This is a genomic window from Parerythrobacter aurantius (assembly GCF_045291475.1).
Lineage (GTDB): Bacteria > Pseudomonadota > Alphaproteobacteria > Sphingomonadales > Sphingomonadaceae > Parerythrobacter > Parerythrobacter aurantius.
Window position 1 is genome coordinate 1,274,855 of sequence record NZ_CP147985.1, and the last position, 25,296, is coordinate 1,300,150.

General features: G+C 65.0%; 25 protein-coding genes and 1 pseudogene. 16 read left to right on the forward strand and 10 right to left on the reverse strand.

The features are described 5' to 3' along the window. Positions 1–2 precede the first annotated feature (2 nt). From WAB17_RS06300 to WAB17_RS06310, 3 genes are all read right to left on the reverse strand, one after another. Positions 3–1,034 carry a ligase-associated DNA damage response exonuclease gene (locus WAB17_RS06300; RefSeq protein ID WP_435419162.1) on the reverse strand — a complete coding sequence of 344 codons (1,032 nt, stop codon included), beginning with the start codon at positions 1,032–1,034 and terminating at the stop codon, positions 3–5. A 66-nt stretch (positions 1,035–1,100) separates the two neighbouring features. Next, entirely contained in the window at positions 1,101–3,470 is a 2,370-nt protein-coding gene (clpA, locus tag WAB17_RS06305) for an ATP-dependent Clp protease ATP-binding subunit ClpA (protein WP_435419163.1), read from the reverse strand. A gap of 139 nt (positions 3,471–3,609) precedes the next feature. After that, a complete protein-coding gene (locus WAB17_RS06310) occupies positions 3,610–3,813 on the reverse strand; it encodes a DUF1192 family protein (protein WP_435419165.1) in 204 nt (67 codons plus the stop codon). Positions 3,814–3,936: 123 nt separating this feature from the next. Here WAB17_RS06310 and WAB17_RS06315 point away from each other — a divergent pair, with 123 nt between their 5' ends. The 6 genes from WAB17_RS06315 (at position 3,937) to WAB17_RS06340 (ending at position 10,246) form a co-directional block, all read left to right on the forward strand. Continuing rightward, complete coding sequence (locus WAB17_RS06315) at positions 3,937–4,947, forward strand: NAD(P)H-quinone oxidoreductase (protein ID WP_435419166.1); 1,011 nt, start codon at positions 3,937–3,939, stop codon at positions 4,945–4,947. Continuing rightward, positions 4,940–5,557, forward strand: a complete 618-nt coding sequence (locus WAB17_RS06320; protein ID WP_435419167.1) for a glutathione S-transferase family protein — start codon at positions 4,940–4,942, stop codon at positions 5,555–5,557. The genes WAB17_RS06315 and WAB17_RS06320 overlap by 8 nt, the downstream gene beginning before the upstream one ends. A gap of 111 nt (positions 5,558–5,668) precedes the next feature. Beyond that, positions 5,669–6,562 (forward strand): UDP-2,3-diacylglucosamine diphosphatase, encoded by an 894-nt coding sequence (locus WAB17_RS06325; RefSeq protein WP_435419168.1) that lies wholly within the window; start codon positions 5,669–5,671, stop codon positions 6,560–6,562. Between the two features lie 101 nt (positions 6,563–6,663). Further along, positions 6,664–7,647 (forward strand): glycosyltransferase family 4 protein, encoded by a 984-nt coding sequence (locus WAB17_RS06330; protein WP_435419345.1) that lies wholly within the window; start codon positions 6,664–6,666, stop codon positions 7,645–7,647. Positions 7,648–7,766: 119 nt separating this feature from the next. Continuing rightward, positions 7,767–8,477: a DUF1013 domain-containing protein gene (locus WAB17_RS06335; protein WP_435419169.1), complete on the forward strand. Its 711-nt coding sequence runs from the start codon at positions 7,767–7,769 to the stop codon at positions 8,475–8,477. Between the two features lie 98 nt (positions 8,478–8,575). Next, positions 8,576–10,246, forward strand: a complete 1,671-nt coding sequence (locus tag WAB17_RS06340) for a long-chain-fatty-acid--CoA ligase (RefSeq protein ID WP_435419170.1) — start codon at positions 8,576–8,578, stop codon at positions 10,244–10,246. A gap of 33 nt (positions 10,247–10,279) precedes the next feature. Here the strand turns inward: WAB17_RS06340 and WAB17_RS06345 are convergent, their stop codons facing one another. Together WAB17_RS06345 and WAB17_RS06350 are read right to left on the reverse strand one after the other, a co-directional pair. Beyond that, a complete protein-coding gene (locus WAB17_RS06345; RefSeq protein ID WP_435419171.1) occupies positions 10,280–10,687 on the reverse strand; it encodes a bactofilin family protein in 408 nt (135 codons plus the stop codon). Continuing rightward, entirely contained in the window at positions 10,680–11,861 is a 1,182-nt protein-coding gene (locus WAB17_RS06350; protein ID WP_435419172.1) for a peptidoglycan DD-metalloendopeptidase family protein, read from the reverse strand. Before WAB17_RS06350 ends, WAB17_RS06345 begins: the two co-directional genes overlap by 8 nt. Positions 11,862–12,095: 234 nt before the next feature. Here WAB17_RS06350 and WAB17_RS06355 point away from each other — a divergent pair, with 234 nt between their 5' ends. From WAB17_RS06355 to wecB, 9 genes are all read left to right on the forward strand, one after another. Further along, entirely contained in the window at positions 12,096–12,767 is a 672-nt protein-coding gene (locus WAB17_RS06355; RefSeq protein ID WP_435419173.1) for a nicotinate-nucleotide adenylyltransferase, read from the forward strand. Positions 12,768–12,887: 120 nt separating this feature from the next. Next, positions 12,888–13,250, forward strand: a complete 363-nt coding sequence (gene rsfS, locus WAB17_RS06360) for a ribosome silencing factor (protein ID WP_435419346.1) — start codon at positions 12,888–12,890, stop codon at positions 13,248–13,250. Positions 13,251–13,377: 127 nt separating this feature from the next. Further along, complete coding sequence (locus WAB17_RS06365; protein ID WP_435419174.1) at positions 13,378–13,800, forward strand: 23S rRNA (pseudouridine(1915)-N(3))-methyltransferase RlmH; 423 nt, start codon at positions 13,378–13,380, stop codon at positions 13,798–13,800. A 19-nt stretch (positions 13,801–13,819) separates the two neighbouring features. Then, positions 13,820–15,043: a murein hydrolase activator EnvC family protein gene (locus WAB17_RS06370; protein ID WP_435419175.1), complete on the forward strand. Its 1,224-nt coding sequence runs from the start codon at positions 13,820–13,822 to the stop codon at positions 15,041–15,043. A 142-nt stretch (positions 15,044–15,185) separates the two neighbouring features. After that, positions 15,186–16,523, forward strand: a complete 1,338-nt coding sequence (locus WAB17_RS06375; protein WP_435419176.1) for a S41 family peptidase — start codon at positions 15,186–15,188, stop codon at positions 16,521–16,523. Positions 16,524–16,541: 18 nt separating this feature from the next. Next, positions 16,542–17,006, forward strand: coding sequence for a disulfide bond formation protein B (locus WAB17_RS06380; protein ID WP_435419177.1), 465 nt, complete (start codon positions 16,542–16,544; stop codon positions 17,004–17,006). A 7-nt stretch (positions 17,007–17,013) separates the two neighbouring features. Beyond that, entirely contained in the window at positions 17,014–17,535 is a 522-nt protein-coding gene (locus WAB17_RS06385; RefSeq protein ID WP_435419178.1) for a demethoxyubiquinone hydroxylase family protein, read from the forward strand. 79 nt (positions 17,536–17,614) lie between these two features. Then, a complete protein-coding gene (locus WAB17_RS06390; RefSeq protein WP_435419179.1) occupies positions 17,615–18,214 on the forward strand; it encodes a hypothetical protein in 600 nt (199 codons plus the stop codon). 53 nt (positions 18,215–18,267) lie between these two features. After that, entirely contained in the window at positions 18,268–19,401 is a 1,134-nt protein-coding gene (gene wecB / locus WAB17_RS06395) for a non-hydrolyzing UDP-N-acetylglucosamine 2-epimerase (protein ID WP_435419180.1), read from the forward strand. 36 nt (positions 19,402–19,437) lie between these two features. Here the strand turns inward: wecB and WAB17_RS06400 are convergent, their stop codons facing one another. Continuing rightward, positions 19,438–20,439: an SDR family NAD(P)-dependent oxidoreductase gene (locus tag WAB17_RS06400; RefSeq protein ID WP_435419181.1), complete on the reverse strand. Its 1,002-nt coding sequence runs from the start codon at positions 20,437–20,439 to the stop codon at positions 19,438–19,440. Between the two features lie 116 nt (positions 20,440–20,555). Here WAB17_RS06400 and wecC point away from each other — a divergent pair, with 116 nt between their 5' ends. Continuing rightward, positions 20,556–21,857, forward strand: coding sequence for a UDP-N-acetyl-D-mannosamine dehydrogenase (wecC, locus tag WAB17_RS06405; RefSeq protein ID WP_435419347.1), 1,302 nt, complete (start codon positions 20,556–20,558; stop codon positions 21,855–21,857). A gap of 12 nt (positions 21,858–21,869) precedes the next feature. Here the strand turns inward: wecC and rfbA are convergent, their stop codons facing one another. From rfbA to WAB17_RS06425, 4 genes and pseudogenes are all read right to left on the reverse strand, one after another. Then, on the reverse strand, positions 21,870–22,748 hold the full coding sequence (gene rfbA / locus WAB17_RS06410) for a glucose-1-phosphate thymidylyltransferase RfbA (RefSeq protein ID WP_435419182.1): 879 nt from the start codon (positions 22,746–22,748) through the stop codon (positions 21,870–21,872). Positions 22,749–22,806: 58 nt separating this feature from the next. Next, on the reverse strand, positions 22,807–23,541 hold the full coding sequence (locus WAB17_RS06415) for a glycosyltransferase (protein WP_435419183.1): 735 nt from the start codon (positions 23,539–23,541) through the stop codon (positions 22,807–22,809). Then, entirely contained in the window at positions 23,538–24,695 is a 1,158-nt protein-coding gene (locus WAB17_RS06420; protein ID WP_435419184.1) for a glycosyltransferase, read from the reverse strand. Before WAB17_RS06420 ends, WAB17_RS06415 begins: the two co-directional genes overlap by 4 nt. A 26-nt stretch (positions 24,696–24,721) precedes the next feature. Beyond that, positions 24,722–24,871 (reverse strand): annotated as a pseudogene (locus WAB17_RS06425) (DapH/DapD/GlmU-related protein); the annotation flags it as partial. Positions 24,872–25,296: the final 425 nt, after the last annotated feature.

The window sequence follows — 25,296 nt, forward strand, 5'->3', positions numbered from 1 at the left end:
CGTCAGTCGTCCTCATCCTCGTAACCCACCAGCGCCAGCGCGCGGGCTTTGCGCTGGTGCAATTGGTGCCAGCGCAGCAGCGCCTCCTCGCGGCCGTGTGTGATCCAGCTTTCTTGCGGGTTTACTTCCTCGATAGTGCGGGTGAGTTCGCCCCAATCGGCATGGTCGGAAATCACCAGGGGCAGCTCGACATTGCGTTGCCGCGCGCGTTGCCGGACCCGCATCCAGCCGCTGGCCATGGCGGTGACAGGATCGGGCAGGCGGCGGCTCCAGCGGTCGTTCAGCGCGCTCGGCGGGCAGACCACCACATGGCCGCGCATTTCGTCGACCGTCGCATCGCTGACCAGGCGAAGCTCGCCCAGGTCGACGCCGAATTCCTCGTAGAGCCGGCACATCCGCTCCATCGCGCCGTGCAGGTAGATCGGTGCATGGTGCCCCGCGCGGCGCAGTTCGGCGATGACCCGCTGCGCCTTGCCCAGCGCATAGGCGCCGACCAGCACGCAGGCATCGGGATGCGCCGCCAGCCGATCGAGCAGCTTGGCCATCTCGTCCTCGATCGGCGGATGGGTGAAGAGCGGCAGCCCGAAGGTCGCCTCGGTGATGAAGATGTCGCAGGGCGTCACTTCGAACGGGGCACAGGTGGGATCGGCGCGGCGCTTGTAATCGCCGGTGACGACCACCCGTTCGCCGGCATGTTCGAGCAGGATTTGCGCGCTACCGAGCACATGGCCGGCCGGCACATAGGTCGCATCGACCCCGCCGGCGAGGCGGATGGTCTCGCCATATGCGACCGGCACCGCCTTGTGCAGGATGTCCCCGGCATCGTCCGCCGCCCCGGTGCGATAGCGCAACTGCATGATCGCCAGCGTCTCCGCCGTAGCCACGGTTTTCCCGTGCCCGCCGCGTGCATGGTCGGCATGGCCATGCGTCACGAGCGCACGATCCACCGCGCGCGCCGGGTCGATCCAGCAATCCGCGGGAACAACGTGGATTCCCCACGGTTCGGCTTTGATCCAGGAAAAGGGTGCGGCCATCAGCGCCTCAACGAGAAGGGGCGCGAACCGTTTCCGGCCCGCGCCCCGATTGTTGATTCAGCAGTTTCAGCCTTCGCTGTCGCCAGCCTCCGCCTCGGGCGCTTTTTTCGCTGCGGGCTTCTTCTTCACCGGCGGTTTGCCCTTGACCTTGGCCTTTGCCTTGGGCGGGGCCGGCGTCAGTTCGAAGCTGGGCTTGCCGTCCTTGATGGTGACATGGACCTCGCCGCCGTCGGCCAGCTTGCCGAACAGCAGTTCCTCTGCCAGCGGCTGCTTGATCTTCTCCTGCAGCACGCGGGCCATCGGCCGGGCGCCGTAGAGCTTGTCATAGCCCTTGTCGCCGAGCCATTCGCGGGCGGTCTTGTCGAACTGGATATCGACGTTCTGTTCGGCCAGCTGCAGTTCGAGCTGGAGGATGAACTTGTCGACCACGCGGGCGATGGTTTCCTTGCCGAGGTAACCGAACGGCACGATCGCATCCAAACGGTTGCGGAATTCCGGGCTGAACATCTTCTTGACCGCTTCGTCGCCCGCGTCTTCCTTGCTGACATCGCCGAAGCCGATGCCCTGGCGGGCCATGTCGCTGGCCCCGGCATTGGTGGTCATGATCAGAACGACATTGCGGAAATCGACCGTCTTGCCGTGGTGATCGGTCAGCCGGCCGTTATCCATTACCTGCAGCAGGATGTTGAACAGGTCGGGGTGAGCCTTCTCGATTTCGTCGAGCAGCAGCACGCAGTGCGGGTTCTGGTCGACCGCATCGGTCAAGAGGCCGCCCTGGTCGTAGCCGACATAGCCCGGAGGCGCACCGATCAGGCGGCTGACAGAGTGGCGTTCCATGTATTCCGACATGTCGAAGCGCTTGAGCTCGATCCCCATGATGCTGGCGAGCTGCCGCGCCACCTCGGTCTTGCCGACGCCGGTGGGGCCGGAGAACAGGAAGCTGCCGATCGGCTTGTCCGGATCGCGCAGTCCCGCCCGGCTGAGTTTCATGGCCGTCGCGAGCCGTTCGACGGCTGCGTCCTGCCCGAACACGACATGCTTGAGGTCGCGCTCGAGGTTCTCCAGCGCCTTCTTGTCGTCGCTGCTGACCGATTTCGGCGGGATGCGCGCCATGGTCGCGATGACCGCCTCGATCTCGCGCGCGGTGATCTTCTTCTTGCGGCGGCTCGGGGGCACCAGCATCTGCATCGCGCCGACCTCGTCGATCACGTCGATCGCCTTGTCGGGCAGCTTGCGGTCATTGATATAACGCGCCGACAGCTCGACTGCGGTCTTGATCGCGTCGGGGGTGTAGGTGACCTTGTGATGGTCCTCGAAGGTCGAACGCAGCCCCTTCAGGATCTTGATCGTATCCTCTACCGTCGGCTCGTTGACGTCGATCTTCTGGAACCGGCGCAGCAGCGCGCGATCCTTCTCGAAGTGGTTGCGGAACTCCTTGTAGGTGGTCGAGCCGATGCATCGGATCGTGCCGCCGGACAGGGCGGGCTTGAGCAGGTTGGAGGCATCCATGGCCCCGCCGCTGGTGGCCCCGGCGCCGATCACCGTATGGATCTCGTCGATGAACAGGATCGCGTCGGGCATCTTCTCGAGCTCGCCGACGACCTGCTTCAGCCGCTCCTCGAAATCGCCGCGATAGCGGGTCCCGGCGAGCAGCGCGCCCATGTCGAGCGAGTAGATCACCGCGTCTTCCAGCACTTCGGGCACGTCGCCTTCGACGATCTTGCGCGCGAGGCCTTCCGCGATGGCGGTCTTGCCGACGCCGGGATCGCCGACATAGAGCGGGTTGTTCTTGCTGCGGCGACACAGGATCTGGACCGTGCGGTCGACTTCCGGACCGCGACCGATCAGCGGATCGACCTTGCCGTCCTGCGCCTTCTTGTTGAGGTTGACGGTAAACTGGTCGAGCGCGGTTTCCTTGCCGCCCTTGGCATCGGCGGACTTTTCCTCACCCTGCGATTCCTCGCTCCCCTGCGGCGGCTTGGATTCGAGCTGCTTGCCGCCCTTGCCGATGCCGTGGCTGATGAAGCTGACGGCATCGAGGCGGCTCATGTCCTGTTGCTGCAGGAAATAGACCGCGTAGCTGTCGCGCTCGGAGAACAGGGCCACCAGCACATTGGCGCCGGTCACCGTATCCTTGCCGCTCGACTGGACATGCAGGATGGCGCGCTGGATCACCCGCTGGAAGCCGGCGGTCGGCTGCGGTTCGCTGCTGTCCTCGGTCTGGAGCGACTGGTACTCCTGGTCGAGATACTGCCGCACGACGCCGTTCAGCTCCTCGAGATCGACGCCGCAGGCATTCATCACTTCGGCTGCGTCCTCGTCCTGCACCAGTGCCAGCAGGAGATGCTCCAGCGTGGCGTATTCGTGACGTCGCTCGCGCGCCGAATCGATCGCGGCGTGGAGCGTCTTTTCGAGATTCTGGGCGAAACTGGGCATCAGCGTACTTTCTGGCGGCCGGGAAACCGTTCCCGTGCGGGAGAATATGAACCGTCAATATGAACCGAAGCTATACCTGCAGCGGAGGTATCGACAGCATCGATATGGTGGCTCGCGGCACGATTGCGAGCCCGCCAAATCAAGACGAAGGCTTCCCGAACAGAGCGTCGGCAGCGGCGCGATGGGCATCGGCCCTGGTGCGGTGCGCCTCGATGCGGGCAATTTCGGCCTTCAGGAGATCGATCCGTTCGGCCAACTCGTCCAGCGAATAGGGGCCGAGGTCTTCCCTCGCCAGCGCGCTGGCTGCGTCGCCTCTCGGGCGGGGACGTTCGTCGTCATCCATCGCGGATCATATTCGGCCCGCCGGACGCTTGCTGTCAACTGGCCACAAGGCTAGGTGCGCATCGAGCGCACGGCTGAGGCTTTACGGCGACAGCTTGCGCGCGCGGCAGGGGACGGGCAGGCGATGGCTCAGGAAATACCGGCAGAAATGACGGCAATCGGGTTCGATGCCCCCGGGGGTGCGGAGGTGTTGCGGCCCGAGACCGTCGCCGTCCCGCAGGCCCGGTCGGGCGAGGTGTTGATCCGCGTCGCCTGGGCTGGGGTCAATCGCCCGGACTGCATCCAGCGCGCCGGGCTCTATCCCGCTCCTCCCGGCGCCTCGCCGATCCTCGGGCTGGAAGTTGCCGGCGATGTTGTCGCGGTGGGTGAAGGTGTCGATCCCGGGCATCTGGGGCGTCGCATCTGCGCGCTGACGCCCGGCGGCGGCTATGCCGAATATTGCGCGGCACCGGTCGGGCATTGCCTGCCGGTGCCGGAAGGGTTGTCGCTGCGAGAAGCTGCGGCGCTGCCCGAGACCCTCTTCACCGTGTGGCACAACGTGTTCCAGCGCGGCATGGCGCGCGAGGGCGAAACGCTGCTCGTCCATGGCGGCACCAGCGGTATCGGTACCATGGCGATCATGCTCGCCAAGGCGTTCGAGATGACCGTGATCGTGACCTGCGGCGACGAGGAGAAATGCGCCGCAGCGCGCGAAATCGGTGCCGACCATGCTGTCAACTACAAGGCGGGCGACTTCGTCGAGCAGGTCCAGGCAATAACCGAAGGGAAGGGCGTCGAGATCGTGCTCGACATGGTTTCGGGTGATTATGTCCCGCGCAACCTCAAATGCCTGGCCGAAGGCGGGCGGCATGTGACAATAGCCGTTCTTGGCGGGATGCAGGCCACGATCAACATGGCGGTGGTGATGAGTCGCCGCCTGACGCTGACCGCCTCCACGCTCCGGCCGCGCTCCGATGCATTCAAGACCGCACTGTGCGAGGAAATCGAGCAGGTGGCATGGCCGCTGGTCGCCGACGGCACCCTTCGCCCGGTGATGGACATGGCCTTCCCGCTGGCGCAAGCCGCCGCCGCGCATGCGCGGATGGAGGCGGGTGACCACATCGGCAAGATCGTGCTGGAGGTGAGCGGTGACTGAAGACCTGACGCTCCACGAAGACCCGCGCAGCGGCAATTGCTACAAAATCAAGCTGACTGCCGCGCTCCTGGGGCTGCCGATGGCGACAAGGCAGTATGACATTCTCAAAGGCGAAACCCACACGCCTCAATTTCTAGAAACCGTGAACGCCAACGGGCGCATCCCGGTATTGCAGGTCGGAGATCGTTTCCTGCCGGAAAGCAATGCGGCCTGCTGGTACCTTGCCGAGGGTACGGGGCTGGTTCCCGGGGATCGCTTCGACCGGGCGCAGATGCTGCGCTGGATGTTCTTCGAACAATACAGCCACGAACCCAATATCGCGACGTTGCGCTTCTGGTGCGCTTTCGTCGGGCAGGCCAATCTCAGCGAACAGCAGCGCGGCCAGATGATGCCCAAGCGGATTGCCGGGCATGAGGCTCTGGCGACGATGGACGGTCACCTGAAGGGCCGCGACTGGTTTGCCGGCGATGCCGCCTCGCTCGCCGATATCGCGCTTTTCGCCTATACCCACGTCGCGGAAGAGGGCGGGTTCGAGCTTGCGGCCTATCCCGCGGTGCAGGCCTGGCTCGCGCGCGTGCCGACCCTCAAAGGCTTCGTTCCGATGGCGTGAGGCGTGTCGCTGCGCTGTAGCAATTGCGCCAAACCGTCACCGCACTGCGCAACCCTTGTCACAATCTTGCGGCATCATGACCGTCGATAGCAACGGATCCAGGAGCATTCGATGCTCGACGATGTCGCGAAACACCTGCCGCACGACTTCTCCAACATCGCCCCCTTCGCGCCCGTCGAGCCGTCGGTGCCGGAAAGGCAGGTCGGCGAACGGCGCCGCTACCGGACGATCTGGATCAGCGACGTGCATCTCGGCACCAAGGGCTGCAATGCGGAGTTGCTGATCGATTTCCTCGACCATACCGACAGCGAGACGATGTACCTCGTCGGCGACATCATCGACGGTTGGCGGCTGAAGAAGAAGTTCTACTGGCCCGCCGAACACAATGATATCGTCTGGCGCGTGCTCAAGCGGGCCAAGCGCGGCACGCGGATCGTCTACATCCCCGGCAACCATGACGAGATGATCCGGCCGTTCTGCGGCATGGACTTCGGCGGGGTCGAAATCCGCCGGGCCGCCTTCCACGATACGGCCGACGGCCGCCGGCTGATGGTCCTGCACGGCGACGAATTCGACACCGTCATGCTGGCCCACCGCTGGCTCGCCTTCGTCGGCGACGCGGCCTATCACCTGATGATGAATCTCAACAGCTGGGTAGCCTCCGCCCGTCAGCGGCTCGGCCTGCCTTACTGGTCGATCTCCAAGGCGGCCAAGCACAAGGTCAAGAACGCCGTCGAGTTCATTTCCAGGTACGAGGAAGTGGTGGCCCGGGCCGCGGCCGAACGCGGGGTCGACGGGGTCGTATGCGGCCACATCCACACCGCCGAATTCCGCCGCTTCATCCACGAGGGACGCGAGGTCGAATACTGGAACGACGGCGACTGGGTCGAAGGTTGCAACGCACTGGTAGAGCATTTCGACGGGCGGATGAAAATCCTCCACTGGCCGGACGAGATTGCCGGGCGCGCGGCGAAGCCCGCCGCATCGCTCAAGGAGGCGGCATGAACCATCCGCTGCCCATCGGTGCTGCCGAACGGATCGGCAGCGTGAAGGCCTCGCCGATCGTGCAAAGCATCGCCATCGTCAGCGATGCATGGTTCCCGCAGATGAACGGTGTCGTGCGAACGCTGTCGACGACAGTCGACCTGCTGCGGGTGCGGGGTTTCGACGTCACGGTGATTGCGCCGGACCAGTTCCGCTCCATTCCTTGTCCGACCTACCCGGAAATCCGGCTGGCGCTGAGCTGGCCTGGAGCGGTCGGGCGGCAATTGGCAAGCCTGGCCCCAGATGCGATCCACATCGCTACAGAAGGCCCGCTCGGTCTTGCTGCGCGTGCCTATTGCCTGCGCAGGCACGTGCCCTTCACGACTGCCTACCACACGCAGTTTCCGGATTATTTGGCGCGGCGGACCGGCCTGCCTGCCAGCACCTTCTGGCCATATATCCGCTGGTTCCATCGGTCCGCCAGCGCGGTCATGGTGGCGACCGAAAGCATTCGCGAGGAACTGCGCGCGCAGGGTATCGGCGAGCTGCACCACTGGGGCCGCGGGGTCGATCTGGCGTGTTTCACGCCCGATGCGCCGCCCCCGCCGGAGTTTTCGGACTTCGAGGGCCCGATCCTCCTCTATGTCGGACGGATCGCCGTAGAGAAGAACATCGAGGCTTTCCTCGAGTGCAGCTATCCCGGCACCAAGGTCGTGGTCGGCGATGGCCCGGCTCGGGCGGCGCTCGAGGCGAAATACCCCGAGGCCCGCTTTCTCGGCAAGAGAACCGGGCGCGAGCTGGCTGGATGCTATGCCGGGGCCGACGTTTTCGTGTTTCCGTCGCGCACCGACACATTCGGGTTGGTGCTGATCGAAGCGCTCGCTTGCGGTACGCCGGTCGCGGCCCATCCCGTGGCAGGTCCGATCGACATCGTCACAGACAGGGTAGGGGCCCTGTCCGAGAACCTCGACCGCGCCATCGCTGCGGCGAGGTTCTGCAGCAGGTCGGATTGCGCGGACTATGCCGCGCAATTCACTTGGGAAGCGGCAACGGCGCAGTTCTTGTCGGGGTTGCGCCGTTTCGAGACTGAACGGCAGACGGCATAGGCGCGGGGCAGCGCTGGCGGCATCGAATCCTTGCCCCCGCCGCCGCGATGTCCTAAATGGCCCGGCAAGCGGCCGCTCCGGAAGGGGCGGCCCTTGTATTTTCACGAGGTAGAAACCCCATGGCCGACCAACCCAAACCGCTGATGCCGCACGCGACCGCCACCTGGCTGGTCGATAACACCGGGCTCAGCTTCGACCAGATCGCCGAATTCTGCGGCCTCCATATCCTCGAGGTGCAGGCCATGGCGGACGACCTCGCCGGGTCCAAGTACACCGGCCGCGATCCGGTCCACGCCGGCGAACTGACCCAGGCCGAAATCGAGCGCGGACAGGACGATCCGTCCTACGTGCTCAAGATGCAGAAGGCGCCGCTCGAAGTCACGCGCACCAAGGGCCCGCGCTATACGCCGGTATCGAAGCGGCAGGACAAGCCCGACGGCATCGCCTGGATCCTGCGCAACCACCCGGAAATTACCGACGCGCAGATCGGCAAGCTGATTGGCACCACCCGCACCACCATCGCCGCGATCCGCGACCGCAGCCACTGGAACATCGCCAATATCCAGCCCAAGGATCCGGTGACGCTCGGCCTGTGCTCGCAGCGCGAACTCGACGCGGTCGTCGCCAAGGCGGCCAAGAAGGCCGGTTCCAGCGAAGGTACGGCGCCTGCAGGCGAAAGCACCAGTGACCGCGAGAAGCTGATCGAGGAACTGCGGGCGGAGCGCGAAGCGGCCGGGAAGGCTGCCTCGGAAGCCGCGCAGGAAGCCGAAGCGGCCGCGTGGCTCGAAGCCAAACGTGCACAGGAAGCGGGCGAAGCAGCGGGCGAATAAGCCTGGCGGTTGCAAACAGCTGAAATCGCGCGTTCCCCATCGCGTGCCGCGCGTTCTTTCGTCTTGCGGGCGGAGGGGATTGCCGCCATGCTGCTGACATGGATGTCAGTAAGGTCGCCTATCATCACCCGCAGCCGTGGGACACACAGTTTGCGCAATTGACGGTACCGCAATTGCTCGAACGGTCCGTCGCAGCAAATCCGGCCGCGCCGCTGCTGCATTTTCTCGGGCGGACCTACAGCTACGGCGCGATCCATGCCGAGGCACGCCGTTTTGCGGCCGGGCTGGCGAGCGTCGGGATCGGCAAGGGCGACCGCGTAGGCTTGTTCCTGCCCAATGTGCCGATCTACGCCGCGGCCTATTACGGCGCGATGATGGCGGGCGCCGTGGTGGTGAACTACTCGCCGCTCTACACTGTCGACGAACTGGCCTGGCAGGTCGAGGATTCGGGGACCCGCCTGCTGGTCACGCTGGACGTGCCGGAGCTCTATCGCACCGCCAGCGCAGTGCTGGCGGGCTCGACGCTGCAAACTCTCGTGGTCGGATCGCTGGCGGCCCAGTTGCCGCTCGGCAAGGGCCTGCTGCTGCGCACCCTCGGCCGCAGCAAGCTCGCCCGGGTAGCGCTCGACCAGTCGATACGGTCGTGGGGGTCGCTGACGCCGGACCGCGCGCCGCCTGTCGTGGCGCTCGATCCGGCGCAGGACCTTGCCCTGCTGCAATACACTGGCGGCACCACCGGTAGGCCAAAGGGCGCCATGCTCGGTCACAGCCAGCTGGCCGTTAATGCGCAGCAGGTCGCCTCGATCAATCCGTTCGGCAATCCGGCCGGCGAAGTCTTCATGGGCGCGCTGCCGTTCTTCCATGTCTTCGCCAACACCGCCCTGCTCAACCACGCCGTCGCCAGCGGCGGCTCCATTGCCATCGTGCCGCGGTTCGAGGCGAAGCAGGTGCTGCAGACCATCCAGCGCTATCGCTGCACCGGTTTCCCGGGCGTGCCGACCATGTTCCAGGCGCTGCTCGACCATCCCGACTTGCCGAAAACGGACCTGTCGTCGCTCAAGGTCTGCATATCGGGCGGGGCCCCGATGCCTGCACCCGTGCACGAGAAATTCGAAGCCGTCACCGGTGTCCGGCTCGTCGAGGGGTACGGCCTGACGGAGACATCCGGTGTCGTTTCCGCCAACCCCTATACCGGTACCCGCAAGCGCGGAACCATCGGCCAGGTCGTGCCGCGAACGGAAGTGTTGCTGCTCGACAAGGAAGATCCTTTGCGCCTCGCCCCCGATGGCGAGCCGGGCGAACTGGCGATCCACGGGCCGCAGGTGATGCGCGGATACTGGAACAGGCCGGAAGCCGCCGCCGAAACCTTCGTCGAGCACCGCGGCAAGCAGTGGCTCCGCACAGGCGATGTCGCGACCATCGATGCCGACGGCTTCCTGTCCATCGTCGACCGCATCAAGGACATGATTGCCGTAGGCGGGTTCAAGGTCTTCCCGAGCCAGGTGGAGGATGTCCTGCTGGAACATCCGGCGGTGAAGGAAGCGCTGGTGATCGGCGTGCCCGACACCTACCGCGGCGAAGTGCCGCGGGCCTTCGTGACCCTGCAGGACGGGCAAGCCGTCGAGGGCGCGGCGCTCGCCGAATGGCTGAACAGCCGTATCGGCAAGCACGAGCGTGTCGATTCGGTGGTGGTGCGCGAAGGGCTGCCCAAGACCCTTATCGGCAAGCTCGATCGCAAGGCCTTGCGTGCCGAGGTGCTGCCCGCATAGTTCGCCGGAATAGCCGCAGCACGCGGGGGCCGGTCAGATGGTAGCGGCCAGCGCTGCGGTTCCGGCTTCCGTAGCCAGCGAAACCGGCGAAGGAGCTGCTGCCTTGCTATTGCTGCGCGGGGCGAAGCGGCCATCGACAGCCGCACCCTGCTCGATCGTAAGCGCATCGTAGTGGACATCGCCGGTAATGGTCGCGGAGCGCAGGATCACCAGCTCGCGCGCATCGATCGAACCTTCGACCCTGCCGGCCAGGCGGGCGGTTTCGGCAGTCACGGCGCCCTTGATGGTGGAGGTTTCCCCCTGCACCAGCGACGCGCATCCGATATCGCCTTCGACAGTGCCGTCGACATGCAATTCGGTCGATGCCGAGATGTCCCCGCGGATGGTCACATCGCTTCCGATCACGGAAAAGCTGCCCGAAGCGCCCGACGATCTAGCCACGGATACGCTCCTTGGCAGGCCTTGCTCCGGTACGGCGGGCTTCTTTGAGAACATTGGGTGCAGCCTCCAGGAAGGGGCGGGGATTGACCGCGCGGTCGTTGATGCGGACTTCGAAATGCAGGTGCGGCCCGGTCGAGCGGCCGGTGCTGCCGATCGCCCCGATCACCGTACCCGCGTCAACCCGCGTGCCTACGCGGGTCGAAAAGCGCGACATGTGGGCATAACGGGTCATCAGGCCGTTGCCGTGGCTGATCTCGACCACATTGCCATAGCCCGATTTCCGGCCGACGAAGCTTACCACACCGTCAGCAGCGGCATAGATCGGCGCGCCCATCGGGCCTTTGAAATCGAGCCCTGCGTGCATCGCGCCGCCGCCGGTGAAGGGGTCGCGGCGATAGCCGAAGCCGGAAGAGACGCTGGTGATCGACAGGCTGGTCGGGGTGAACTGCGGGACGGCATCCAACCCGCGCTCGAGCGCCGACATACGTGCCAGGCTCAGGCCCAGCCGCTCGAACCGCGGGTCGATCTCGCCATTGGCGCCAGTGGCCAGCATGACCAGCGGACCACCCATCGCCTGCTTCTCGGCACCGGCAAGCATGGTCTGCGGATTGAGTCCGAGCTGGCGCAGGGCCTGCGCCGCCCGCGCGGCACGCTGGTCGGCAAAGCGGGTCAGCCGCTCGACATAGGCAAGCTGGCGGGCTTCAAGTTCGGCCAGCGCGCGCGCTTGCGGGAAGGCCGCACTGACCTTGTCGACAGTGGCCGCCGCTTCGCTCGTGCTGTCGGAAACCGGCGTGCCTTCGGCGGCCTTGACGTCTTCCGGCAGGGAAGAGGTCATCGCTTCGAGGAAGTCCTGCCGCTTCTTGAGGTCTTCGGCGACCTTGTCGATATCCTTGCTGTAGGCATCGAAGCGTTCCTGCGTGGTTGCCACGCGCGCCTCGCGCTCCAGCAGCGACATACGGTCGGCCTGCGCGCGATATTGAAGGTAGCTCATCACGCCCATGCTGATCGCCCAGACCAGCAAAGCGATCACGACACCCGCAGCGGCTAGCATCTGGGTGCGCGACGATACCTTGATGAAACGGACTTGGCCTTGCGAGCGCATGAAGAACTCGCGGTCCGGAAACCAATCCGCGACCCTTGCGGCAAATCCGCTGTTATCCAGCTTGTTGTACAATGCGACCCCGCTTGTATGTCGATTATCGTTCCCCGCTGCGCCGCTAGCAGCGGATTCGGGGCCGGTCGAATCCGGTAACCGTTGTAACCGCCGAGTCGGTGGAGTCGCGCGACAAACGGATTCATGACACCGGAACCTTTTCCTTGCGGTGCTGTGAGCGATCACAATTTGGCGGAAATGTGCAACTGCGCAAAGCGCTTGGAAGCGGCGCTGCGAATCGGTACGCGTTCGCCGATGGGCGCGAAACAACGGACCGGCCTGCTCGGCGGGAGCTTCAATCCGGCCCATGGCGGGCACCGGCGGATAAGCCTGTTCGCATGCGATGCGCTCGGCCTGGACGAGGTGTGGTGGCTGGTTTCCCCGGGCAATCCGCTCAAGCCCCGGCAAGGCATGGCGGCGCACCAGGCGCGCTACCGGTCGGCGCTGCAACAGGCCCGGCGCGCGCCGATCCGCGTAACGGCGATCGAGGCGCAGCTGGGCACGCGCTATACCGTCGACACTCTGCGCAAGCTTGTCCGGCGCTATCCGAATCGCGAATTCGTCTGGCTGATGGGTTCCGACAATGTGGCACAATTCCACCAGTGGAGAGCCTGGCGCGCCATCGCGAGGCTGATGCCGATTGCGGTCGTTGCCCGCCCGGGGTATGAAAGGGCCGTCGCTGCCAGCCCCGCAGCGGCCTGGTTGCGGCGCTATCGCATCGCGCCGGAAACATTCAAACGGGGCGAATGGAGCGCGCCGACCCTGGTGAACCTGCGTTTCGATCCGGATCCGAGATCGGCCACGGCCATCCGCCGTGCCGACCCCGACTGGGCGTCACGCTTTCCCGCTGGAAAACTGTTCGACCAGGCGACCCATCGATCGATCTTCGGCCGTTCCGATATCGGGGAGGATGAGCCCCGCGCATGACGCCTTCACGGACTCGCAATCGGCTCACCCGCACCCCATCTACCCGCCATGACAGGAGTATCCATCTCGCCCATGACACCGGCGCATACCATCACGCCCATCGCCAGCGGTTCGCCCGCAATGGCTGATTCCGCCTCCGCCACGCTCCATGCCCTCGTGCTCGAACAGCTCGAGGAGGACCAGGCGCAGGATGTCGTCACCGTTCCGCTCGAGGGAAAGAGCTCGATTGCGGACCACATGGTCATCGCATCGGGCCGTTCGACGCGGCAGGTTGCGGCCATCGCCCAGAAACTCGCGGAAAAGATCAAGCAGGCGGGCTTCGGCCCGATCCGGCTCGAAGGCCTTCCTGCGGCCGACTGGGTGCTGGTCGATGCCGGCGATGTCGTCATCCACCTTTTCCGCCCCGAAGTGCGCAGCTTCTACAATCTCGAACGGATGTGGTCGTTCGGGGATGCACCTGCGGCCGTTGCCGGAAACGCCTGACCGGCTAGTCATCCGCGCGCGGGCACGCGATCGCCGGCAGGGCCGGCCGCTGCGCCACCATAGCCGCGCGGTCCGCGAGAATGGCATGGCGCCGGGTGTTACCGTGGACGATTGAGGCCAACACGTCATGCTCCTTCACGTCGTCGCCCGCGGCAAGATCGCCCGCTCTCCCGAAGCCGAGCTGGTCGACCGCTACGCCCGCCGCATCACCTGGCCCCTGCGGCTGACCGAGCTGCCCGAAACCGGCGGTCGCGTCCCCGAGCCCCTGGCGCCGGTGCGCACCGTGCTTCTCGACGAACGGGGGCAGGACCTTACCTCGAAACAGCTCGCAGACACTCTCGAACGCTGGCGTGACGGCGGCACCCGCGAGGCGCGGTTCGTGCTGGGCGCGGCCGACGGACATACAGCCGCCGAACGAAGCGGCGCCGACCTGCTGCTAGCCTTCGGATCGGCGACCTGGCCGCACCTGCTCGCCCGCGCCATGCTGCTCGAACAGCTTTACCGCGCCACCGCCATCCTTGCAGGCCACCCCTATCATCGCGAAGGATAATCGGGCAGGGATTGGCGTCATGACGACTGGGCGCATCCTTCTTGCTTGTGTGGGACTGGCGGGGGCCGGACTGCTCGCGCTTGTCGGCCTCGCAGCCCAGCCGGCCGCCCCCGACGAGGATCCGCGCGCACTCACGGCTGCGATGGAAAGCGCCCGGGCCGAAGCGGCGAAGGCGGCGAAGCGCGGTTCCCGCCTCGAAGCTTCGGCCCGTGCCGCCACCGAAGCGGCGGACCGGTCCGCCCGGGAAGCCGCCGCGCTCGCAGCCCGTATCCAGCAGGCCGAGGCGGAGATTGCAGCTGCGGAAGGCCGCCTGGCACTGATAGACAGTCAGCGTCGCAGCCTGATGAAGCGCCTGGCCGAGCGACGGGAGCCCCTCGTCCGCCTGACCGCAGCCTTGCAGAAATTCGCCCGCCGCCCCCTCGGGCTCGCCGTGCTGCGCCCCGGTTCGCTGGAGGAAACTGTGTACTTGCGGGCGATGCTGGAAACCACCTTGCCACAGGTCCGCCAGCGTACCGCTGCACTGAGGTCGGAAATCGATCGCGGGCGCGCGCTCGAGGCTGAGGGGCGCACCGCGCTGGCGGCCTTGCGCGAACGGCAGGACACGCTCGATACGCGGCGCGACCGGCTCGCGGTGCTGGAAACCCGCCAGAGGCTCGAATCGCGATCCCGCAGCGGCGAGGCTGCGCGCGAAACCGATCGGGCGCTGGCCCTGGCCGAAGAGGCGCGCGATCTCGATACGCTGGTCGACCGCTTGGGCGAGGCCGGTTCGCTTCGTCAGGAACTGGCCGCGCTGCCCGGTCCGATCCTGCGTCCCGCAAGCCCCGCGCAGGCCCGCGTGGCGCCCGCAGCGGATGCGCCGCAATCACCCGCGGCCCTCGCCCCCAGGAACCTGCAGGTGCCCGTGGCGGGGCGAACCGTTGCCGGGTTCGGAGCCGTGACCGGTTCGGGAACCCTGTCCGACGGCCTGACGATTGCCCCGAGGCCTGCCGCACAGGTCGTGGCCCCTGCCGCCGGGCGGGTGGCGTTCGCCGGCACCTATCGCGGCTACGGCCGGATCGTCATCATCGATCACGGCGCGGGCTGGACCAGTCTCGTCACCGGCCTTGCCCGCACCGATGTGACGGTCGGCGACGAGCTGGTCGGCGGCGCTCCTTTGGGTATCGCCGGACCGGTGCGCCCGCAGATCGTGCTCGAACTGCGTCGCGACGGCCTGCCGGTGAACCCGCTCGATTATATCGGCTGAACGCCGCCGGGCCCGTCCACGCAGCTGCCGTTTCGACGGAGACTGCTCCGTAGAGGGACGAGCGACATGGCGGTGTGCGGCCTCATCTGGCGTTCATCGCCGAGGCAGGATAGAACGGGCTGCCAAGCAAGAGAGAGTCTGCATGAAACTTGCACCGCTGCTGCGTTCCGCCGCCCTCGTGACGGCTGTTGCCCTGGTCCCGGCGACGACCGCGACCTTCGCGCAGGTCGATGGCCGCGTCGGACCGGAATTCGCGCGCCTGTTCGAAGTCTACCAGCGCATCCAGGCCAGCTATGTCGAGCCGGTCGACAAGGACAAGCTGGTACGCGGGGCGATCGACGGGATGCTGGCTTCGCTCGATCCCCATTCCGCCTATCTCGACGGCGGGGACTTGCAGCGGCTCGAAACCATGATCGACGGGAAATACTCCGGCCTCGGCCTGTCGGTCATCATGGAAGACGGCGCCGTCAAGGTGATCAGCCCGTTCCGAGGCAGTCCGGCGGACCAGGTCGGAATCAAGGCGGGCGATTTCATCACCCATCTCGACGGCGAACTGATCTATGGCGGCGAACTGGACGACGCGGTGCAGCGGATGCGCGGCCTGGCCGGCACATCGATCCGGCTGACGATCTTCCGGCCCGGCCGTGACGAACCCTTCGATGTCACCGTAACGCGCGGCGTCATCGAACTCGAACCGGTTACCTTCGAACTGAAGCAGGGCAACATCGGCTTCATCTCCGTCAACGAATTTTCGAAGGATGTCGGCTCCGACGTATTCAACGCCTGGCGCGCCTTGCAGAAGGAAGCCGGCGGGCGCGTCAACGGGCTGGTGCTCGACTTGCGATCCAACCCCGGCGGTTCGCTGGACGAAGCGGTGGCGCTGTCGGACCTGTTTCTTTCCGAGGGGCGGATCGTCTCGCAACGCGGCCGGGTGCGCGGCGAGAATTATCTCTATGATGCGGAGACGGTCTATCGCGGCGAGATCGCCGACGACGTGCCGATCATCGTGCTGATCGACGCGGGCTCGGCCTCCGCTTCGGAAATCGTTGCGGGCGCCTTGCAGGACCACCGCCGTGCGCTGGTGATGGGCCAGACCAGTTTCGGCAAGGGCAGCGTGCAGTCGCTCCTGCCGATCGGGGAGGATGCGGCCCTCAAGCTGACGACCGCGCGCTATTACACCCCGTCGGGCAAGTCGGTGCAGGAAGGCGGCATCAAGCCGGATATCATGGTGCCGCAGATCTCGGATCCCGACTGGGAGAAACGCGCCAAGTTCCAGCTGCGCGAATCTGACCTGCGCGGCCACCTGGTCAACGATGCCAACCTCAAGGACGAGGAGCTCGAGAACGACAAGCTGCAGGATCCCCGCTTCCAGCTGACGTCCGCGCAGCTCAAGGAACAGGGCATCGAGGATTTCCAGCTCCATTATGCGCTGGAAACCCTGCGCCGCACGACCAAAGCCACGGTTGCGCTGCGGCCCTGACCTCACCATAGAGTCGGCATGGTCCTGACGCCGTCCTTGCTGCGCGCGCGGCGCATTGCGCTCCTCGTTCCCACCACCTTGCTGGCGGGGGCCTATATCTCGCAATACGGGTTCGGGCTGTTTCCGTGCGAGATGTGCTGGTGGCAGCGCTGGCCGCACTTCGCGGCTGTCGCTTTCGCGGTTCTCGGCTTTTTCGTTGCCCCGCAGCGGCTCTGGATCCTGCTGGCGGCGCTCGCGATCCTGCTGTCCGGCGCGATCGGCGGCTTCCATGCCGGCGTCGAGTACGGCTGGTGGGACGGGATCACGCCGTGCACCACCCCGGTGTCGCAGGGCGGCGACGTCATGAAATCGATCCTCGATGCCCCGCTGGTACGCTGCGACGTGGCACCATGGACGCTCGCGGGCGTTTCGCTGCCGGGATGGAATTTCCTCATCTCCACCGCGGCAGGGCTGGCGGTGCTGTTGCTGTTGGCGAGAAAGTGAGCAAACCATGGACAAGGCGCAGCTGGAACGGATGATCCGCGTCGACCAGGCCGGCGAGTTCGGGGCGACCCGCATTTACGAAGGCCAGTTGGCGGTGATGGGCGACAGGGGGCCCCACTCGGGAGAGATTGCCGGCATGGCCCGCCAGGAGGCGGAGCATCGCAAGAAATTCGACGCGCTGATGGCCGCGCGCGGCGTTCGCCCGACGGCGCTGCAGCCGCTCTGGTCGATGGCGGGGTACGCGCTGGGCGCGGGTACCGCGTTGATCGGCCCGGAAGCGGCCATGGCCTGCACGGCGGCGATCGAAACCGAAATCGACCGCCATTATTCCGACCAGCTCGAACAGCTGGAAGCCAGCGGGGCCGACCCCGAACTGGCCGAAATGATCCATGCCTTCCGCGAGGACGAGCGCGAACATCGCGACGCTGCGCTGGAACTAGGGGCCGAAAAGGCACCTGCCTATCCGCTGCTTTCGGGCCTGATCCGGCTGGGCTGCCGTGCCGCGATCAAGCTGAGCGAACGCGTCTGATCCGTTCTTTCAGGGTGTATTCACGCCGACACACCCTATATTCCAGCCAATGATTCAGAACCCCGCGAGGCAACCCCGCATGATCCGCCGTATCAATCCGCTCACCCTCGCCGCGCTGCTGGTTGCAGCGATGATGCCGTTCACCGACCCGGTTGCCGCGCAGGACGACGGCGGGGACAAGGTCCGGATGGTGATCCTCTATGGCGACGATGCCGTTCCTGCCGCCGATGGGGACGAAATCCTCGTCGTTGCGACGCTGCCCGAAAGCGAACGCTATCGTATCCCCGAAGTGCTGCGGAGCAGCGACGATCCGGCGAACACGGCCTGGGCCCGCCGCGTCGAATCCTTCAGGTTCGTCGGCGATTTCGGGATATTGTCGTGCTCCCCCAGCGGGGCCGGCGGCTACACCGGCTGCACCCAGGAACTCATCGATGCCGCCTTCGAGGCGCGCGCCAACGCCCCCGGCGTGCGTTTCGCGCAGCTGATCGAAGCGGCGCGGGCCGACCGACTGTCGACCATCGATGAAGAGGCTGCCGCCGAACAGGAACGGGTCGAGGCGATCGAGCGGGCCTATATGGAACGGCTGGAGCGCGAGCGTGCCGGAGAAACGGCTCCTGTCACCGATGAGCCCTTGCCGCAGCCGGCCAATGACGATGAGCCGGAGGCGGCCGGGCTCTGACGTCCCGCAAGGGCTAGGCAGCATTTAACGAATTGCCGCTAGAGGGTTGCCGCATGAGCACCGCTGCGGCACCCCTTCGCAAAATCGTCACTGTCTTCGGCACCCGACCGGAGGCTATCAAGCTGTTCCCGCTTCTGCACGTGCTGGAAGCCGACCCGCGCTTCTCCAGCCGCGTACTTGTGAGCGGGCAGCATCGCGGCATGCTCGACCAGGTCCTGGCCATCGCCGGTATCGTCCCGCACCACGATCTCGACGTGATGCAGCCGAACCAGTCGCTTGATGCGCTTACGGCCCGCCTGCTGACGGGTATCGGTGACGTGCTGGACCGCGAACAGCCGGATTGGGTCGTGGTGCAGGGCGATACCGCCACCGCCATGTGCGGCGCGCTTGCGGCCTATTACCGCAAGATCCCGGTGTGCCATGTCGAGGCCGGCCTGCGCAGCGGCGATATCTATCATCCGTGGCCCGAGGAAGTGAATCGGAAGGTTATCGGCAGCTTCGCCGCGCTCCATGCAGCGCCAACGGAGACTTCGGCCGCCGCCTTGCGCCGCGAGGCGATCGATCCGGCGACCATCCATGTAACGGGCAACACCGTCATCGACGCGTTGCACTGGATCACCGCCAAGGTAGCGGCCGAACCGGCCCTGGCTGAAGGCCTTGCCGCGGTGGAAGAGCGGTTCGCGGGGCGGCGTATCATTGGGGTGACCAGTCATCGCCGGGAGAATTTCGGCGAGGGGATGCGGGCCATCGCAACCGCCATACGGGAGCTTGCGGCGCGCGACGATGTGGCGCTGGTGTTCCCGGTGCATCTCAACCCCAACGTGCGCGCGGTGATGAACGAAGAACTGGCAGGCTTGCACAATGTCGCCCTGCTCGAACCGCTCGACTATCCCACTTTCTCCCGCTTGCTCGACATCTGCACCTTGATGCTGACCGACAGCGGCGGCGTCCAGGAAGAGGCGCCGGCGCTCGGCAAGCCGGTGCTGGTCATGCGCGAAACCACGGAGCGCCCGGAAGGTGTGGAGGCCGGCACGGCGAAGCTGGTCGGAACCGATGCGGACCGCATCGTGCGCGAAGCGTCCCGCCTGCTCGACGACGAAGCCGCGTACCTCGCCATGGCCCGTGCGCACAATCCCTTCGGTGACGGGCACAGCGCGCGCCGGATCGCGGACCTCTTGGCCCGCTAGAAACTACGCGGCCCTTCGGGCCGTCACTTGGGGTCGTCACTTGGGGCCGTTCCAGCCCCGGTACCATTCGACGAAGCGGGGAAAGCCTATCTCGACCGGCGTGGTCGGGGCATATCCGTGGTCGCGGGTGATCGCATCGATATCCGCATAGGTCTGCGGCACGTCGCCCGGTTGCATCGGCAGCAGTTCGATCTGTGCCCTGCGTCCGCAGGCATCCTCGATGATGCGGATGACATCCAGCAATTGCTCTGGCCGATTGTTGCCGATGTTGTAGATCGCGTGAGGTGCGATGCTGCCGCCGGGTTTGGCGCAGCCGTCGTCGGCCGGGGCCTTGTCGAGGCAGGCGACGATCCCCGCAACGATATCGTCGATGTAGGTGAAATCGCGCTGCATCCGGCCCTCGTTGAACACGGGTATCGGCTCGCCGCGCAGGATCTTCGAGGTGAAGATCCAGGGCATCATGTCCGGGCGGCCCCAGGGCCCGTAAACGGTGAAGAACCGCAGGCCGGTCTGCGGAATGCGGTAGAGATGCGCATAGGTCTCGCTCATCAGCTCGTCCGACTTCTTGGTCGCGGCATAGAGCGAATAGGGATGATCGACCCGGTCCTCGACGGAAAACGGCACCTTGTCGTTCCCGCCATAGACCGAACTGGAACTTGCATAGACGAGGTGCTGCACCTGCCGCGACCTCGCCAGTTCGAGCATGTTCACATGCCCGACCACGTTCGAATGGATGTAGGCGTGGGGGTTCTCCAGCGAATACCTGACCCCGGCCTGGGCGCCTAGATGGACGATGCGCTCGAATTCGATCGACGCCAGGGCATCCTGCAGCGCAGCCATGTCGGCAAAGTCGAGTGCAAGGAACGTGAATCGCTCGCCCCCGGCTTCCTGCAGGCGGGCAAGTCGCGCGTGCTTGAGCTTGACGTCGTAATAGTCGTTGAGATTGTCGATCCCGACGACCTCTTCTCCGCGGGCGAGGAGGCGCTCGGCAAGCGCGGCACCGATGAAACCGGCGGCCCCGGTCAGTACTATGCGCATTGCAATCCTTCCCCTCGCTGGTGCCGCCTTGCCATGGCGGAACATCATTACCGCTATCTTAACCCCTTCCGCGCTACGCGTCGCGTCACACTAGGTATGGAATGCGGGATCTGACAATGCGCGGAGAATCGAAGCCCCAGGTATGCGTCATCGGCCTCGGCTACATCGGCCTGCCGACGGCGGCAGTGATCGCGCGGGCAGAGTGCCCAGTGCTTGGAATCGATATCTCGCAAGCGGTGGTCGATACGATCAACCGCGGCGAAATCCACATCGAGGAAGTCGATCTCGACGGACTCGTCCGGGGCGTCGTGCAGCGTGGCTATCTCAAGGCATCGACCCAGATCGCGCCGGCCGACGTGTTCGTCATTGCCGTGCCTACACCCTTCGAAAAGGACGGGAACCATACGCCCGACCTGTCCTATGTGATGGCCGCAGCCACCGAGATCGCCGCCGTGCTCAAGAAAGGGGACTGCATCATCCTCGAATCCACCTCGCCCGTGGGGACGACGGAAGCGATGCGCGACCGTATCGCCGGGCTGAGGCCCGACCTGCGGCTGCCCGGCCTGTCTGCCGATACCCCAGATGTCTCCATCGCCTATTGCCCGGAACGCGTGCTGCCCGGCCGGATCCTCGAGGAACTGACCCACAACGATCGCTCCATCGGCGGGATCACTCCCCGATGCGCGCGCAAGGCCATGGCTTTCTACAAGCGCTTCGTTCGCGGAACCTGCGTGACCACCGATGCCCGCAGTGCGGAAATGACCAAACTGGTCGAAAACGCCTACCGCGATGTCAACATCGCCTTCGCCAACGAACTTTCCATGATCGCCGATCACATGGGCCTCGACGTGTGGGAGGTTATCCGGCTCGCCAACCTTCATCCGCGCGTCAACATCCTGCAACCGGGCCCCGGCGTCGGGGGTCATTGCATCGCGGTCGATCCCTATTTCATCATTCACGGCGCGCCAGAGCAGTCGCCGCTGATCCGCACGGCGCGACAGGTCAATGACGGCAAGATGCGTCACGTCCTGGCGCGTGCCGAAGCGCTCATCGAACAATACCCCGGAATTCCGGTCACCTGCCTGGGCCTGGCCTTCAAGCCGAACATCGACGATTTCCGTGAAAGCCCGGCCCGCTTCATCGCTGCCAGCATCGCCCGCAAATATGGCGAACGGGTCCGGATCGTGGAACCTTACGCCGCCGAGCTGCCGGTCGAATTCAAGGCGACCGGCGCGACGCTGGTCGATCTCGACGAAGCGCTGGAAGCCGGCGGAATCCTGATCGTGCTGGTCGACCACGACGTCTTCAAGGCCGTACCCGCGGAGGAGCGGAGCCATGCCATCGTTTACGATACGCGGGGCATCTGGGGGCAGAGATCGGGTCCCGAGGCACCCGGAGCCCTTCGCCTTGCCAGCTGAGCGAGCCGGCAGTCAGACGCCGCGTTCGAGCAGTCTATGCAGATATCGCCCATAGTTCGTTTTACCGAATGCTTCCGCACGGCTGCGTAAAGCCTGGTCGTCGATCCAGCGATTTTCCCACGCGATCTCTTCGAGGCATGCCAGCTGTATTCCCTGTCGGTGCTGGATGGTCCGGACGAATTCGCCGGCTTCGAGCAGGCTTTCGTGAGTGCCCGTGTCGAGCCACGCGTACCCGCGCCCCATCGTTTCGACATGCAGGTCACCCGCTTCCATATAAAGGCGGTTGAGGTCGGTTATCTCAAGCTCGCCGCGGGCAGAGGGTTTCACACGCAAAGCAAGGTCGGTCACACGGCTGTCGTAGAAGTACAGTCCGGTGACTGCCCAATTCGACTTGGGCTTGAGGGGCTTTTCCTCGATGGATTTCGCGCGCCCGGTTTCATCGAGTTCGACCACGCCGTAGGCCTCGGGAGAATCGACGTGATAGCCGAAGATGGTCGCCACCCCATCGTCTGCACGACGCTTTGCGGCCGAGAGCATGTTGCCGAGGCCGGCACCGTAGAAAATGTTGTCCCCCAGGACGAGACTCGCAGGGCCACCGTCGACAAAATCGGCCCCAAGGTGAAAGGCCTGAGCAAGCCCTTCGGGCCGCGGCTGCACTACGTACTCAATGCTGATGCCGAATTGGCCGCCGTCGCCGAAAAGGCGCTTGTAGTTGTCGAGATATTCGGGCGACGAAATGATGAGGACCTCGCGGATCCCTGCAAGCATGTGGGTGGCCAGCGGGAAATAGATCATGGGTTTGTCGTAAATGGGCAGGAGCTGCTTGTTGACGGCGATCGTGGCCGGATGCAGCCGGGTCCCTGAACCGCCGGCGAGAATGATGCCCTTCATGTGCAACCTGGTCCTTTCAGAATTCAACGACTAATTGGCCAGACTTGGCCCGGACGTCCTACAAGCCAGTCAGAAAGCGCAAGCTGCTCACCGCATGCCATCGCAAGTGCCTGAAACTGCGCCGGCTCGCTCTTTGTGCATGATGGACAACCCGTGTGGTCGGATCGACCAGAACTTCGTACCCTGCCCGGCGGAGGCGCTGGCAAATGTCGGCATCCTCGAGGTACATAAAATAGCGCCTGTCGTCGAACCCGCCGATCGACGCGAAAGCTTGGCGGTCGAAAACCACGAACATACCGGCGACCCAGTCCACAGCCACCGGGCTGTTCCCCGACAGGTCGTAATCCGCCCCGCGGCGGCCTAGCAGCGTCCGGGAAAGCAATCTGGGGAAGGTGGGGAAAAACCGTGCGCTGTCTTCGATGTCTCCGCCAGGGCCGAGAACCAGCGGGGCACAGGCACCGGTTCGAGGGTCCGAAACCATCGAGACGAGACGGGCGAGGTCGAGAGGCGTGGCGCGAATATCGGGGTTGACGATGGCGAAGCAGCCGCCGGTACTCTGCCGGAATGCCGCGTTGTGATTGGCGCCGAAGCCTTTCGGGACGGCGTTTTCTATGATCCGGATCGGCAGGTCTGAGAATGCTTCGATCCACCCTTGGTCTTCGGGGATGTTGAGCGTCAGGATGATCTCGAAAGTCGCCCCAGTAATCGTGCGGCAATCGGCCAGCAGATCGCGCACGATGGCGCCTTGACCGTGGCTCACAACGGAGAGCGTTATCTGCGGCGTATCGCTCATGCGGCGTTCGCTTTCTCGCTGGCCGAACTCTGCACAGACGCGGGTGCATCTTCGGCGACCAGCATCGTCCAGAGTTCATCCCAATTGGCGGCGAAAGGGCCACCCGGAGCGGTCGGCGTGCTACCGTCAGCTTGCCACGTCCCGCCAATGATCGCTTCCATGAGCCGGGCCAGTCGGTCGGGGGACAAGGGATCGAAGAACGATACCAGATCGTATTCGCCGACCGTTTCGTGGGCATAGGGCAAGTCGGCCACAAGCATGGGAAGCCCTTGGCCTTTCGCCTCGGTTATCGGCAGGCCCCAGGTTTCCAATCGGCTCGGAAACAGCGCAACAGTGGCCTCGGCGTAGAGGTCCGGCATGGCATCCGGCGGTTGCAGCCCGATGAAGCGAAGCTGCGCAAGATGGCCGAAGCGTTGCTTCAACCAGGCGGCATAGCGATTCTCGCTGCCGTCGATCGTGAAGCGCACCTCGAATTCGGTCACTCCCCGATTGACCAGAAGCGACACCGCCTCGCCAATCACCTCGAAGTTCTTGAAGACCCTGGGGAACGCCGCGTAAAGAAAGACTTGCCGGCCTGTTTCGCGCAGGATCCCGGTTCTCGGTGTCTGGTCTGCCGCCGGATGGGCGACCAGCATCGGCAGCGGACCGAACCGTTTGCGGAATTCGTGACGGAGCCATTCCTGCTGCACGATCACATGGCTGTTGCGCCGGATGTTCAGCCGGTACAGCCAGGCATAGAAGAGGTTGAAGAGCCACAACTTCGGTTCCTGCATGGTCTCGCGCAGGCTGAGCCGGTAGAACGGAGCCGGGTTATGGCAATAGACCGCCTGGCGGCCCGCCGACACGCGCGGGGTGATGTCGTGCAGCGACAGCCAGACATCCGCCTTCCATTGCTTCGAAAGCCGCGCGAAACCGAACCACTCCCAGCGCAAACGGCGCCACCAAGCGGCCTTGGCATCGGGAATAGCGACGGCCCGGACACGCGGGAGATCGATCAGTTTCGCATCGTGGACGAGGGCCATGATCTCCCACTCCGGGGGCAGGACCTCGACGGCCGATGCAAGGCTTTCCCGCAAGACGGTCAGGGGACCGCCTCCGGAGAAATTCACGGCCGACACGACCAGGAGTTTTGACCCGGTCAGATCCTTGCCCATTCGCCGGTTTCCTTCGAATAGCGTCGGATCTCGCGCGCCGGGTTGCCGGCAACGATTGTGTCCGGTGCCACATCCCGCGTTACTACGGAGTTCGCGCCGACGATCGCCCCGGCACCGATAGAAACCCCGGGCAGGACCATCACCTGCTCGCCGAGCCATACCCTGTCACCGATCACCACTGGCTTGGCTACGATCGGTCTTTCGGCGGGTGGTACGTCGGGTGCGCTTCGCGCGTCGGGTGTGTCATAGCTGCCGTGGCTGTGGTCGGTAATGAAGACGCGACTGGCGATAAGTACGTCGTTACCGATCTCGACCCTCTCGGCGGCCCCAATGTGGACGGAATCGTTCAGTTGAACATTCTTGCCGATGAAAAGGACAGGGCCATTGGCGGCAAGGGGAAAAGCATCCAGCCGACAGTGCCGCCCGGTCGTCAATCCCGCGCCGAGGCGCATATGCGACCTGCCCCGGATATGGATCGGGAAGCGCACGAGCCTGGCGGAAGGGAATCGCGCCTTGGTGAGTAGCCAGTGAATCATCAGCCCGATGATTCCGAGCAAGCCATAAGTGCGAATCAGCATTGGCCGATACCCCGCCGCTCAAG